The 12,408-nt window shown below is 62.8% G+C and carries 13 protein-coding genes; 6 read left to right on the forward strand and 7 right to left on the reverse strand.

The annotated features are described in order from the left end of the window. Positions 1-90 precede the first annotated feature (90 nt). Positions 91-873, forward strand: coding sequence for a protocatechuate 3,4-dioxygenase subunit beta (gene pcaH / locus GWG65_RS30895; RefSeq protein WP_275199254.1), 783 nt, complete (start codon positions 91-93; stop codon positions 871-873). A gap of 4 nt (positions 874-877) precedes the next feature. Beyond that, entirely contained in the window at positions 878-1,504 is a 627-nt protein-coding gene (gene pcaG, locus GWG65_RS30900; protein WP_275199255.1) for a protocatechuate 3,4-dioxygenase subunit alpha, read from the forward strand. 24 nt (positions 1,505-1,528) lie between these two features. On the opposite strand, the gene GWG65_RS30905 is transcribed toward pcaG, so the two are convergent. Next, positions 1,529-2,140 (reverse strand): NYN domain-containing protein, encoded by a 612-nt coding sequence (locus tag GWG65_RS30905; RefSeq protein WP_275199256.1) that lies wholly within the window; start codon positions 2,138-2,140, stop codon positions 1,529-1,531. Between the two features lie 287 nt (positions 2,141-2,427). Further along, complete coding sequence (locus GWG65_RS30910) at positions 2,428-3,330, reverse strand: helix-turn-helix domain-containing protein (RefSeq protein ID WP_275199257.1); 903 nt, start codon at positions 3,328-3,330, stop codon at positions 2,428-2,430. A 50-nt stretch (positions 3,331-3,380) separates the two neighbouring features. Here GWG65_RS30910 and pobA point away from each other — a divergent pair, with 50 nt between their 5' ends. Beyond that, positions 3,381-4,553, forward strand: coding sequence for a 4-hydroxybenzoate 3-monooxygenase (pobA, locus tag GWG65_RS30915; protein ID WP_275199258.1), 1,173 nt, complete (start codon positions 3,381-3,383; stop codon positions 4,551-4,553). A gap of 217 nt (positions 4,554-4,770) precedes the next feature. Here the strand turns inward: pobA and GWG65_RS30920 are convergent, their stop codons facing one another. Both GWG65_RS30920 and GWG65_RS30925 read right to left on the reverse strand, forming a co-directional pair. Further along, positions 4,771-6,921, reverse strand: coding sequence for an adenylate/guanylate cyclase domain-containing protein (locus GWG65_RS30920; protein WP_275199259.1), 2,151 nt, complete (start codon positions 6,919-6,921; stop codon positions 4,771-4,773). Between the two features lie 18 nt (positions 6,922-6,939). Then, positions 6,940-7,611, reverse strand: a complete 672-nt coding sequence (locus GWG65_RS30925; RefSeq protein WP_275199260.1) for a hypothetical protein — start codon at positions 7,609-7,611, stop codon at positions 6,940-6,942. A gap of 387 nt (positions 7,612-7,998) precedes the next feature. Between GWG65_RS30925 and GWG65_RS30930 the strand changes: the two genes are divergently transcribed. Continuing rightward, positions 7,999-8,457, forward strand: coding sequence for a GrlR family regulatory protein (locus tag GWG65_RS30930; RefSeq protein ID WP_275199261.1), 459 nt, complete (start codon positions 7,999-8,001; stop codon positions 8,455-8,457). A gap of 34 nt (positions 8,458-8,491) precedes the next feature. Here GWG65_RS30930 and galE read toward each other — a convergent pair whose 3' ends face one another. Further along, positions 8,492-9,484, reverse strand: a complete 993-nt coding sequence (gene galE / locus GWG65_RS30935; RefSeq protein ID WP_275199262.1) for a UDP-glucose 4-epimerase GalE — start codon at positions 9,482-9,484, stop codon at positions 8,492-8,494. 322 nt (positions 9,485-9,806) lie between these two features. On the opposite strand from galE, the gene GWG65_RS30940 reads away from it, so the two are divergent. Next, complete coding sequence (locus GWG65_RS30940) at positions 9,807-10,091, forward strand: hypothetical protein (protein WP_275199263.1); 285 nt, start codon at positions 9,807-9,809, stop codon at positions 10,089-10,091. A gap of 173 nt (positions 10,092-10,264) precedes the next feature. Here the strand turns inward: GWG65_RS30940 and GWG65_RS30945 are convergent, their stop codons facing one another. Then, the gene (locus GWG65_RS30945) at positions 10,265-10,630 is read right to left on the reverse strand and encodes a VanZ family protein (protein WP_275199264.1); all 366 of its coding nucleotides are present in this window, start codon (positions 10,628-10,630) and stop codon (positions 10,265-10,267) included. A gap of 217 nt (positions 10,631-10,847) precedes the next feature. Continuing rightward, the gene (locus GWG65_RS30950; RefSeq protein WP_275199290.1) at positions 10,848-11,156 is read right to left on the reverse strand and encodes a hypothetical protein; all 309 of its coding nucleotides are present in this window, start codon (positions 11,154-11,156) and stop codon (positions 10,848-10,850) included. 948 nt (positions 11,157-12,104) lie between these two features. On the opposite strand from GWG65_RS30950, the gene GWG65_RS30955 reads away from it, so the two are divergent. Next, positions 12,105-12,395 (forward strand): hypothetical protein, encoded by a 291-nt coding sequence (locus GWG65_RS30955; protein WP_275199265.1) that lies wholly within the window; start codon positions 12,105-12,107, stop codon positions 12,393-12,395. Positions 12,396-12,408: the final 13 nt, after the last annotated feature.

Here is a 12,408-nt window from a genome sequence, read left to right on the forward strand (position 1 = left end):
ATCGATCTATTTATCTTGAGAATAGCCGGCTCCATGATCTCCCGATAAGCCGTGCGCCCAAACGGGGCGCCAGAGGGAGAGACAACGCCGATGAATGCCCAGGCGCCCGCCTTGCAGGATCCCCGCTTCAACCGTCCCGAGCCGTTCACGGCCCGCGATGGCGGCTTTTTCCAGCGCGACCGCTCGATCCACCCGCCGGCCCATGCGCCCGGCTACAAATCCTCGGTGCTGCGCTCGCCGCGCCAGGCCCTGTTGTCGCTAGAGAATTCGGTCTCGGAGATCACCGGACCGGTGTTCGGCCACAATGATCTCGGGCCACTCGATAACGATTTGATTCGCAACTACGCCAAGGACGGCGACCCCGTTGGCGAGCGCATCATCGTGCACGGTCGGGTGCTCGACGAGACCGGGCGGGGCGTGCCGAACACGCTGGTCGAGTTCTGGCAGGCCAATGCCGGCGGCCGCTACCGGCACAAGAAGGACACCTATCTGGCGCCGATCGATCCGAATTTCGGCGGCTGCGGCCGCGCGCTGAGCGACGACGCCGGCTACTATTATTTCCGCACCGTGAAGCCCGGCCCCTATCCTTGGCGCAACTACGTCAACAGCTGGCGTCCCGCCCATATCCACTTCTCGGTGTTCGGCTCGGGCTTCGCGCAACGCCTGATCACCCAGATGTATTTTGAGGGCGATCCCCTGATCCCGATCTGTCCGATCCTGACGACGATTCCGGACAAGGATGCGCTTGACCGCCTCGTGGCGCCGCTCGACCTCAACGCCTCGACGCCGTTCGATTCGCTCGCCTACCGCTTCGATATCGTGCTGCGCGGCGCCCGCTCCACCTATTTCGAAAACCGCACCGAGGGGAACTGAGCCAATGCCGCAGCCGCTCAACTATCTCAAGGAAACCGCCTCGCAGACCGCCGGGCCTTACGTCCATATCGGCCTGATCCCGGCCATGGCCGGCTTCGACATTTTCGAGAAGAACTTCTCCAACGTGCTGGTGACGCCAGGCACCAAGGGCGAGCGCATCACGCTGGAAGGCAAGGTGCTCGACGGCAGCGGCACGCCGCTACGCGACGTGCTTCTCGAAATTTGGCAGGCCGACGCGGCCGGCCGCTACAACCATCCGGCCGACCGCTCCACCGGCCGGGCGGATGAGGATTTCCGCGGCTGGGGCCGCGCCGGCTCGGATTTCGAGAGCGGGCTGGTGACATTCGAGACCATCAAGCCGGGCGCGATCACGGATAAGGCGGGCCGCAGATGTGCGCCTCACGTCAACGTCTGGATCGTCGCCCGCGGTATCAATATCGGACTCAACACGCGGTTCTATTTCTCGGACGAAGAAGCGGCGAATGCCGCCGATCCCGTGCTGAACCTCATCGAACAGCCCGTGCGGCGCGCGACGCTGATCGCCAAGCGCGGCGAGCGCGCCGGCAAGGTCGTGTATTCCTTCACGATCAATTTGCAGGGGCCGCAGGAGACGGTGTTCTTCGACGTTTGACGAACTGGCAGGTGTCCCGCAGGATCATTCCACCCGGTCGCCTCGATCGATCGTTCCGCGCGCGAGGAATTGCGGTGGCTGACGCATCTCGCGCGATCCCGGCCGCTCGGCGGGGTCGCGCCCCACTCTTGCTTTCAGTTCTGCCAAATCAATGAAGACGTCCGCCTGCCGGCGCAGTTCGTCGGCGACCATGGGCGGCTGGGTGGCGAGCGTGGAGACGACCGTCACGCGGACGCCGCGGCGTTGCAGGGCTCCGACCAGCGAGCGAAAATCCCCATCTCCCGAGAACAGCACGATCTGATGGACGTGCGCGGCGAGCTCCATCGCGCTCACGGCGAGGTCCACGTCCATGCTGCGCCTCACCTTGCGCCGACCGGTGTTGGCGTCGACGAACTCCTTGGCGAGCTTGGTGACGACGGTGTACCCGTTATAGTCGAGCCAATCGATCAGCGGACGGATTGACGAATATTCCTGATCCTCGATGACAGTCGTGTAGTAGAAGGCTCGCAGCAGCGCGCCTCGGCCGTGAAATTCGTTGAGCAGGCGCCTGTAATCGACATCGAAACCGAGTGCCTTTGACGTGGCATAGAGATTGGCGCCATCGATGAAAAGTGCGATCTTCTCAAAGGAAGACATGATGCACAAATCTCCAGTTCCGCGTGCGAGCCGGCAGGTTCGGCCCCTGAGGCTCAGTGTGTCGGCCGAAATCCACTAAGGTCGCCGGTGTGCTTTCCTAGAAAAAAACGGCGCAGACGACCGGACAGGGGTGGCCGTCATGCGCCAGGTAAGGGAGGTTGATGCCACCGGCGCCAGGGCGCCCGATACAGCCACGCTAAGCCGGCCGCATTCCATGCTCAATTGTACGGAAGTAAACGGCGCGTATCCCAAGGGTTCGTCGTTTTATACCAAGGTAGATGGAGTCGCTACTCGCCGCCATGGAGCTGCGCGCGAAAGGCGCGCGGCGACAGGCCGGTGGCGGCGGCGTAGACCCGGCTGAAATAGGCGGGGTCCTCGAAGCCGAGCGCATAGGCGATCGTCGACACCGGCAGGTTGGTGTAGACGAGGTTGCGCCGCGCCTCGCGGATCAGCCGGTTGAGGATCAGATGCGAGGCGGTGTCGCCGGTTGCCGTCCGCGTCAGCCGGTTCAGATGGGTGGGCGTGATCGAGAGTGCTTTGGCATAGTCCGCAACGCTCCAGCGCTGCAGATGATGCATCTCGAGCAGAGCCTCGAAGCGCCGGAACAGGCCGGATTCGGCCGTGCCATTGCCGCTACTCTCGCTGGCGAGTGCGCGCGCCACCAGCCCGATCATGGCGGCCGAGAGCGCCCGCAACAGGTGCGCACGGCCGAAATTGCATGCGGCGTGCTCGGCAAAGATCTGCTTCATGGTGGCGCGCACCTGCGGCGTGCCGCGCACCACCGCCGATCGCGACAATGCCCCGCGCAGGCCTTCGGCGGCGAGCAGCGCCTCATCCAGAATTTCCGCGGCGATGGTCAGCACCCAGCCTTGCGTGCCGGGGACGAAGCGGAAGCCGTGGACGTGGCCGACCGGCACATTGACGATCTGCATCGGCCTCAGCGGCATCACGCGGCCGTCGAGCGTCGCCTCGCCGCCACCGCGCTCGATCAGCAGCACCTGGTGCAACCGCGCGTGGCGGTGCACGGCCAGGGTCCAGTCGTGCAGCACCGAGCGGGACGCGATGGTCTCGCAATGGACCACATCGGGCAAATCGCCGGACTCGCCGAAGAGGTTGTAGACCCGGATCGCCGGGGCTGGCGCTGTGGTTCTCATGTTCGAATTGTACAAGACAAAGGCCGATCCCTCCATCGGGGTGCAGCGAAAAATCTGAAAAATAGTGCCAACGGGAGGACGCAAAAATGAAAGTTCAGGTCTGCATCATCGGCGGCGGGCCGTCCGGGCTGCTGTTGTCCCAGCTGCTGCATCTCAAAGGCATCGACACGGTCGTGCTGGAGAAATACAGCCGCGACCATGTGCTGGCGCGCATCCGCGCCGGCGTGCTCGAGCACGGCTTTGCCAAGCTAATGCGCGAGGCGCAATGCGGCGAGCGGATGGACCGCGAAGGCGAGATCCACAAGGGCTTCGAGATCGCTCATGACGGGGTGCTCTCCCAGATCGATCTCTACAAGCATTCCGGCGGCAATTCGGTGCTGGTCTACGGCCAGACCGAGCTGACGCGCGACCTCTACGAGGCGCGCGACCGCCACGGCGGCAAGGTCGTGCACAACGCCGAGAGCGTCACGCCGCACGACCTGACCTCGGAGCGGCCTTACGTGACCTACCGCTCGAACGGGGAAACCATCCGGGTCGATTGCGACTACGTCGTCGGCGCCGACGGCTTTCACGGCGTCAGCCGCAAGTCGATCCCGAAGGACGTGCTGCGCGAATATGAAAAGATTTATCCATTCGGCTGGCTCGGCGTGCTGTCGCGCACCAAGCCGGTGTCGCCGGAGCTGATCTATGCGAAGCACCAGCGCGGCTTTGCGTTGTGCTCGTTGCGGTCCCAGGTGCTTAGCCGCTACTACATCCAGGTGCCGCTGACCGACAAGCTGGAGGATTGGCCGGATGAGGCGTTCTGGGCCGAGCTGAAGCGCCGATTGCCGGACGAGGTTGCTGCGCGGCTGATCACTGGCTCCTCGATCGAGAAGAGCATCGCGCCCCTGCGCAGCTTTGTCGCCGAGCCGATGAGCTACGGCCGCCTGTTCCTCGCCGGCGATGCCGCCCACATCGTCCCGCCGACCGGCGCGCGCGGGCTCAACAGCGCGGCTTCCGACATCTACTATCTCTATCACGCCATGCTCGCGCATTATCAGGGCGGCGACGATTCCGGGCTCAAGGGCTATTCGGCCAAGGCACTCGCGCGGATCTGGAAGGCGCAGCGTTTCTCCTGGTGGATGACGATGCTGCTGCATCGCTTCTCCGACCGGCCCGACTATGAGGATCGGCTCCAGCAGACGGAGCTCGAGTATCTGTTTTCGTCGGAGACAGCGCAGCGATTGTTGGCGGAGAATTATGTCGGGCTGCCGTTTTAGGGAGGCCGGATGTTGCCCCAAGCGCTGGCGGGTTCCCTTCTCCCCTTGTGGGAGAAGGTGGCGCGAAGCGCCGGATGAGGGGTTCTATCCGCACATGGAGTGCGAGAGCGTAAGAGATTCACGCGCGGAGAGAGACCCCTCACCCGTCTCGCCGCTACGCGGCGAGCCACCCTCTCCCACAAGGGGCGAGGGTGCACCGGTGTCTGGGGCGGCGCCGTTACTTCCCTTCCAGCGTATTGACCGGTGCCCACTCTGGTGGCGGTGGATTCGCAGCGAGGGATCTTGCGCGCTTCGCGAATAGCGTCGATGCCGGATCGATCGTTGCCGTTTGCTCGAATGCATCAACCGCCTTCGCAAACTCCCGCGCGCGCCAGCAGGCCAGTCCTTCCGCATACGCCGCCGCCACCTTCTTCTGCCCGGCGCTCTCCGCGTCCTTCTCCGCCAGCGGCTCGAAAACCTTGATCGCCTCGCCGCGTCCCAGCACTCTGATCGCGTCGAGCTCGCGCCAGGCGAAGGTATCGCCGGTCTGCGCGACCGTCGCCTCCGAGGCCATGATCGCGGTGCCGTAATATTTGTTGGCGCCTTCGAGCCGGGAGGCGACGTTCACGGTGTCGCTCATCACGGTGTAATTGAATCGGCGCTTTGAGCCGATATTGCCGACCACGGCTGCGCCGCTGTTGAGCCCGATGCGATGCGACAAGCCGCGGCCGGCGAAGGCAGCGTTGCTCGCGTTGAGCTCGGCCAGTTTCTCGTGGCACTTCAGTGCCGCGCGCACTGCGTTGCGCGCGTGCGCGGGATCGTCGGCGGGGGCGCCGAACATGGCGACGATGGAATCGCCGATATACTTGTCGACGTAGCCGCCGTGACTTTCGATGATGTCGGTCATGGCGGAGAGATATTCGTTCATCAGCGTCACCAGCTCACCCGGCGTCATCGCCTCGGCGATGGAGGAGAAGCCGCTGAGGTCGGAGAAGAACATGGTGACGTTGCGCATCTCGCCGCCGAGCGCCGGCATCTTGCCGGATGCAACCATGGTGTCGATGACCTCGGGGGCGAGATAGAACGCAAAACTCTTGCGCAGGAAGCGCTCCTCGCGGTCGGCGACGACGAAGCGGTAGCCGATCATCATTGCGAGCGCAGCAAGACCTGCGAGCGCAGGCTCGGTCAGCGGCAGAGCCAATGCATGAACGAACGTAACCACGGTGACGGCGACGTAAACGGCGGTGAGGGCGAGCCATGCAATCAGCGCGCCGCCCGGTGCGAGCGTGCAGGCCGCGCAGGCAACGATTGCGGCGAACACGATGGTCAGAATGGTCCGCAGCGGAAAGCCGAGCTCCGTCGCGGCATCGCGCTCCATCAGATTTCGCACGACCGTCGCATGCACGAACACGCCAGAGATGTCGCTGCGGGCCTTCTGCGCGGTGTCCGCCGGGGCGGGCAGGGCGCATCGCGCTGCCGGTGTTCCGTCATATCCACCGGACAGGCGCATCGAGGTGAGCTTGCGGTCCTCGAAATTGAGGACGGTGCCGAGCAGCACGACCTTGCCGTCGAAGGCGCGTCGAAAAAAATCGCGGTCGCCCTTCTCGACGCAGGCGCGCAGGTCGGCGAAGGAATATGTCGGAATGTCGCGGCCCATTCCTCGAAAATTGAGCGTCAGCGTGTTGGCCACGGCGCTCGGGATGGAATAGCCGGACAAGTCCGTCACGCCGGACGGTCCGATTTCTGGTTTTGCACCGAGCGCGCGGGACGCCAGCTCGACGGCCATGGCGGGGACCGGCCTGTCCTGGATGGAAAAGCTCAGGGGCATCCGCCGGATCACGTGGTCGGTGTCGGTATGGACATTGAGCGCCCGGATATTGTTGCGCACCGCCAGTTGCTGTGCGCGATAAGGCACTTCCGGATGATCGTTGCTCAGGATATCGCCGAGCACGAGCTTGCCGCTGTCGGAGGCTTGCCGCAGAGCGATCAGATAGTCGCGGTCGAATCCCTTCATGCGGGCGCCGAGCGGCGCCTCGCCAAAGGGAATCTCCGACTGCTCGATCGAGCTCGGAAAGATGATGTCGAAGCCGATTACCTTGGCGCCGCCCTCGGTGATGCCCCCGAGCACCCGGCCGATCTCGCGTGTCCAGGTCAGCGTCGGCGACCCCTTGAACGGCGGCGTGTCGTAGGTCTCCGCGTCGATCGCGACGACGACGACCGGCGAGGTGGTGGGATCGCGGCGGTCGCCGATGAGCTTGCCGCGCATCGCCGTGAGGATGTCGAGCGAGAGCCCTTGCAGCGTCTGAAGCGGCGGAGACGTGAAGATGGCGCCCGCAAGGAGCGCAATCAGGACCGCCGCTATGATGTCGCCTCTGCCAATCCGCCGCATCGCGTCGACGCGGGTCGCCTATTCGAGCCGCAGCAGACGGCCGACGATCGGCGTCGGCGAGGAGGTGGCGCTGGCATCGACCTGGAAGGCATAGCGCTTGCCGCCGAGGGTTGCGAGATAGCTGCCGCCCGGGGTCAGTGACTTGCCGGCTTTGGCAAAGTCATAGAACTTGCCGCGGACCATGATGTCGCTCTTGAGCGGCACGTTGATTGTGGGTTCCTTGCCGTCGGTGCGTTCGATGACCAGCGTGCTGCCGCTCTTGGCCTGGACCAGCGGCGCGACGCCGTAGATCGTCGGCAGCTTCGGCGGAACGGCGCCCTTGGTGTCGGACCGTACGGTCCGGAACGTGGTTGCGGCGCTCTGGTTGGCCTCGCGCTCGGAGAGCTGCGCCGCGTTGGTATCGCAGGGCACCTTGACGCGCTGGACGTTGCCGAGTTGCACGGTGCTCTGCTCAGCGCCGACGAGGACGACGCCTTCACTGATCGTCTCGCGCAGGCAGGATTTCAGATAGCCGAGCGTGATGCTCGCCTTCGGTCCGAGCTTGATGATCTTGCCAAGAGCCACATAATCCATGAACTCGACGCCGTCGACCTTGCCCTGCACCTCTTCGACGATCGCGGCCGGAGTCTCCGCCAAAGCGGGAGCCGCAAGACAGAACGCGCTGACAAAGGCGCCGATCAGGCTTTTCATGGGTATTCTCATCCAATTCGACATGCTTTGCCGGTCCCCGTCCTGGCTCAATGCTTAGCAGCGAAGCGCCCAGGCAAGTGTGACCGGAATCACTCTTTGTATTGGTGCACTCTATCAGGAACAGGTTCAAATCCGTGATGGCAGAAAGCGGAGCCGTTGCAAACGTCGCAATCGCGGCAATGCGTGCGGCGACCGGGATCGCGGCCGTCTTGAGGCCGAGACGACGGCGCTTACGATATCTCGGCCGGTAGTCGTCTGACGGAGAGGCTGCAATTTTAAGGCTTGATTTGTTGGGACGTTAACCGTCGCGGAATGCTCACTGCATCGGTCATTGTCGCGCGCCAGAGTTCGTCGCAAATACGGGTGAATTTGCGATGGATGTTTTTCATGTTGAGAGACGGCAAATACGCTGTATGGTTCAGGACCCCGCGTGGCCAGGGCACCGGTATCGTGCATCTGACCGAGGGCCGGATTTCGGGTGGCGATAGCTTCTTCATCTATGGCGGCTCCTATCGCGTCGATGAGCTGCACTTTTCGGGCGTTCTGACCGTGCACCGGTATGCCGACGGCCCGCCGAGCGTGTTCGGGCCGGACGAAGTCGAGGTCAATCTCTCGGGTGCGTGCAACGGCCTGGTTGCGACCTGCTCGGGGACCGCCAAGGAAGTGCCGGACGTGAAGTTCGAGGCGACGTTGATCTACAGCCAGGAAGATCAGCCCGCCGCCGACGCCAGAGGCGCCGTCGTGAGGCTCAATGCCGACAAGCTGCCCAAGGGCCTCGACAGCCGTTCGAGAGCGCGCCACCCGGTTGTGCCGGCATCGCCGGGGTCGGAGCGGAATCGACCGTAGGCCACTCGTCCCCCCGCTTTGACCGACCTCATCGTCAGGGCTGGCGGAGTGGATGCGCCTTCTGGTGCCAGGCCCAGGCGGTGCGGATCACGGTGGGCAGGTCGGAGTGATGCGGCACGAAGTTCAGCACTTTTCGCGCGGCGGAGGGATCGGCCACAAGATAGGTGGGATCGCCGGCGCGGCGCGGCTTGACGGTGTGGGGCACCTCGCGCCCGGTCTCCTGCCTGATGGCGGTCAGGATTTCGCGGACGGAAAAGCCGGAGCCGGTGCCGAGATTGAAGCTGCCGCCGGCATGCCCCTGTTCCAGCAGTTTCAGCGCCGCGACATGCGCGGCGGCGAGATCGGTGACATGGATGTAGTCGCGGATCGCGGTGCCGTCGGGCGTGTCGTAATCGTCGCCGAACACGGCAAAGTCGACGTGTCCCTGCAACGCCATCATGGCGCGCGGAATGAGATGGGTCTCGTTGTCACGCAGCTCGCCGATGCCGCCGGCCGGATCGGCGCCGCTGGCGTTGAAATAGCGCAGGCAAAACGCGCCGAAGCCGTAGGCCGCGCGGTAATCGGCGAGCATGCGCTCGATCATCCATTTCGATGCGCCGTAAGGGTTGATCGGCGCGCAGGGAAAATCCTCCGGCAGTTCCTTGGAATCGGCGTTGCCGTAGACGGCGCCGGTCGAGGAGAACACGATGCGCCTGCAGCCCGCGTTGCGCATCGCCTGCAACAGCGACAGCGTGCCCTGCACATTGTTGATGTAGTACTTCTGCGGATCGGACATGGATTCGCCGACGAGGCTCGCCGCCGCAAAATGCATCACCGCCGCGACTTTGTAATCGGCGAAGGCGCGCGCCAGCGTCGCTCCGTCGAGCAGATCGCCGGTGACCAGCGGACCGGCTACGAAGCTACGGTGCCCGGTGGAAAGATTGTCGTAGACGACGGGTTGATAGCCGGCCGCGGCCAGCGCGCGGCAGGCATGCGAGCCAATATAGCCCGCGCCCCCTGTGACGAGGACGGTCGGTCGGTCGGTCATGTCACCTCTAAAACTTTCTGATGGAGGCATCCTAGAGCAGAATCAACAATGATCCAAGCAACTGTGGTCATGAGCAAATCCGCAGCGAGCACGATTGACGCATTTGCGAGCCATTCGGCCCGCGGCACAAGCTGCCTACACGTTGGTCCGAGACTGTCGTCGCTATCGAGAAGCTAAAAGGATTCCACCGGTCGCGCGGAGGTCTGCTTGTTAGCTTTGCATTGACGCTGTTGCCGCGAAAACGACACGCAATCGCGCGCGGCAACCCTGCGTTTACAGGTGAAATCTAGGTTCTGGCCGATAACAAGGGACGGACAGGGACATGCCTCAGATCTGGATGACATATGACGAACTTGCGACGCTCAGCGATTGCACGCCTGCAGAAGCCAGAGTGCGGGCCATCCATTTGTCGCTCGACCGTCGCAAAAGCCGCGATGGCGCAACCCGTGTGAAACTGGATTTGGCGCTGATGGCCAAATTCTTCGCATCTGTCCGCGATGCCGATTTTGATCTGGATAGCGCCATCGGGGCGCTCCAGGCCACGCATCGCCAGATGGCAGAACTGCTGACGCCGAACGAGTTCCTCAGCCGACGCGGGTCAGCCTAATCCGCTGCATGCAGTCGATCGAAGGGGCGGTGCGTCGCGAGCCGAGATTCCCGCGATAGTTGTCCAGAATCAGGCAGAGATTTGCATCCGAATTGCTGGGAAGTGGTAGGCAAACATTCACATTGCTGCGAATCCGGGCGGCGAACTTCGTGGGCAGGTGGGGCCTGCTGGCTTCAGGCAGGGGGTCTGGGTAAGAAGGCCAAGATCGTCTGGGCGAGAAGCACACCGACGGTGCCGCCTGCCGCTTTCTGCAGCACGTCCAGGAAGCCGGGATCGCGATCGGGCGTGAGCGCCTGCAGGAGCTCCAGCCCCATTGCGACCGCCATGACAAGCGAGCAGGCCAGAGCGAGCCGTCCGGGCAGCAGGAACGACAGAAGAAAGCCCAACAGCCCGTAGGCACTGAAGCGCTCGATCACAACGACCCAATAAGCCTCGTGATGTCCCATCAGCGCCGGCCGCCCCGCAAGCCTTGCCAACGTGGCGTAGGCGATGAGGGCGAGGCAGATTCCCGCAGCGGCAAACAGGTGATTTCGGCGCATGGTCCAGCATAGTCGGTCGAGGGGCGTTTCGCTTCGAAAGACGCGAATATCGTTAAAGTGCTTGCTGCTTCTCCAGCAGGCGGCGGAGGCATCCTACGGATGGGGGCTGTCTCAGCGAATGGTTCGAAATCGGTCAGGCGACTAACGCGCTGCCGTCGATCGAAGATGCGGCCATGCGCCAGCGGCCTCTGCCGCATTCGACACATCGCTTCCGACCCTAAGACTTCTTACCTGTCCTCGATTTCAACGAAAGACCAAGGCGCAAGGCCATGCGCTTGATCGCATCGGGCGAGCGCCCGAGCTGTTTCGCCGCCTCCTCCAGGGAAGCCGAAGACTTAGCCAACTCCATCAGCCGGCGGTCTTCCTTGAACGACCAGGGCTTGCGCGCCATAACCGAAATCATCCTCTCGTCGACAAAGACAAAGCCGCCAAGCGGACCCATGTCGCTCGGCGGCTTTGCTTGGGTGGGGCCGAGCTTGGGGGAGCCCGGTGAGGCGATGGATAAGCGATCGGTGAGACTTCGCAACAAACAACGCGGGTTAAGCTAACCGCTCAACCTTACCGAGATGAAATCGGCGCTTCGCGCTCCGTATAACCACGGAGATTTCGCTACCAAAGCGGCTCCGAATCCGGAGGGCGCGATATTCTCGAGCGGATCGCAGATGCATTCATCACATCCTGGCGGGCCGTCGCGGTATTGGACGGCATCGACGAGGCCTATGAGCGATGGCGAAAAACAGCCCGGATTGGATTGGAAAGGGGTGAACCGGGGTCAACATCATCGTTGCATCAAGTTCGGGCAACTTGAGCTATCGTCGGCCCCCGGGCTGGTTGCTCTCGCGCGACGACCAAACTTCAAGCAACACGTTGCACAAACTTCATCTTCGTCTGACAAAATTTTCAGCGGCGCCGATCTTGATGTCGTCACAACGACAAGATGGAATATCTGGGGAGGAACGTTCCAAACAACGCGGGAACATTCCAAATGGCTGCGATCCTGGTTTTGGCTTCGATGTTTGCGGTTGGCTTTTGCTGCGGTTACGCCGTGAGGGCGTGGCGCTCCCACAAGCGATCGGCGCGATACCGTCTTTATGCCCCCTATACCCCCACCTCGGTGGGGGCCAGCCGCAGCCAGCACCCATCTTGATGGTAAGGACCGGCGCGATATCTCAGCGGTCGATTGATCCTACATTGATCTCGATCACTGCGGGCGCCCAAATAACCATGCGCGGTTAGGTTAACTTGTCGCAGTCCTTGTGAGCCTTGGAGCGGTGACTTAGAAATCTGCCAGTTGATTGCGAGAGTTTAGCCGCCGCGATTTTGCGGGGTCCGCGTGGGTAAGCGTAGATGGCGTATCTGATTGCGTTGCTAGGCACGACAACTTGCGTCCTGCTTTGGATTGCCTTTGTTTGCACCTATGATCGACGGCTCAAGGATCTTCCAGGTCCCTGGATCATGAGTGAGGGCCGTCACAATGATTGATCAAAGGCGCAATGCACCGCGCAGGTATTTTGTCGATCGGCAAGGGCACCGTGTCCTGATCGGCCTTTCGCTGGACGAGACGTCCGAGTTTGAAGCCCTGGACCTTCCGTCGACGAATGTTGATCATGCAGTGGTCGAACAAGGCGTGAGCGGAGCGGCCGTTGCAGCCGGCGAAATCCGATGGCTTGAGCTGTATTCCAAGCACGAAGGAGCCTGGCGGGCATGGATAGCGCAGAGCCGGGCAGGGGAGGCGGACAATTCAGACTTTGTTAACTACGTCTGATCGATTGTAGCGG

Origin of the sequence: Bradyrhizobium sp. CSA207 (assembly GCF_029051685.1) — a bacterium.
GTDB lineage: Bacteria > Pseudomonadota > Alphaproteobacteria > Rhizobiales > Xanthobacteraceae > Bradyrhizobium.

What these genes read in the sequence shown, in the direction of transcription:
- GWG65_RS30955 (WP_275199265.1), top strand. Translation starts at nt 12,105, where the DNA reads ATGATTGATCAAAGGCGCAATGCACCGCGCAGGTATTTTGTCGATCGG.
- pcaH (WP_275199254.1), top strand. Translation starts at nt 91, where the DNA reads ATGAATGCCCAGGCGCCCGCCTTGCAGGATCCCCGCTTCAACCGTCCC.
- GWG65_RS30940 (WP_275199263.1), top strand. Translation starts at nt 9,807, where the DNA reads ATGCCTCAGATCTGGATGACATATGACGAACTTGCGACGCTCAGCGAT.
- GWG65_RS30920 (WP_275199259.1), bottom strand. Translation starts at nt 6,921, where the DNA reads ATGCGGCGGATTGGCAGAGGCGACATCATAGCGGCGGTCCTGATTGCG.
- galE (WP_275199262.1), bottom strand. Translation starts at nt 9,484, where the DNA reads ATGACCGACCGACCGACCGTCCTCGTCACAGGGGGCGCGGGCTATATT.
- GWG65_RS30905 (WP_275199256.1), bottom strand. Translation starts at nt 2,140, where the DNA reads ATGTCTTCCTTTGAGAAGATCGCACTTTTCATCGATGGCGCCAATCTC.
- pobA (WP_275199258.1), top strand. Translation starts at nt 3,381, where the DNA reads ATGAAAGTTCAGGTCTGCATCATCGGCGGCGGGCCGTCCGGGCTGCTG.
- GWG65_RS30945 (WP_275199264.1), bottom strand. Translation starts at nt 10,630, where the DNA reads ATGCGCCGAAATCACCTGTTTGCCGCTGCGGGAATCTGCCTCGCCCTC.
- GWG65_RS30930 (WP_275199261.1), top strand. Translation starts at nt 7,999, where the DNA reads ATGTTGAGAGACGGCAAATACGCTGTATGGTTCAGGACCCCGCGTGGC.
- GWG65_RS30910 (WP_275199257.1), bottom strand. Translation starts at nt 3,330, where the DNA reads ATGGAGGGATCGGCCTTTGTCTTGTACAATTCGAACATGAGAACCACA.
- pcaG (WP_275199255.1), top strand. Translation starts at nt 878, where the DNA reads ATGCCGCAGCCGCTCAACTATCTCAAGGAAACCGCCTCGCAGACCGCC.
- GWG65_RS30925 (WP_275199260.1), bottom strand. Translation starts at nt 7,611, where the DNA reads ATGAAAAGCCTGATCGGCGCCTTTGTCAGCGCGTTCTGTCTTGCGGCT.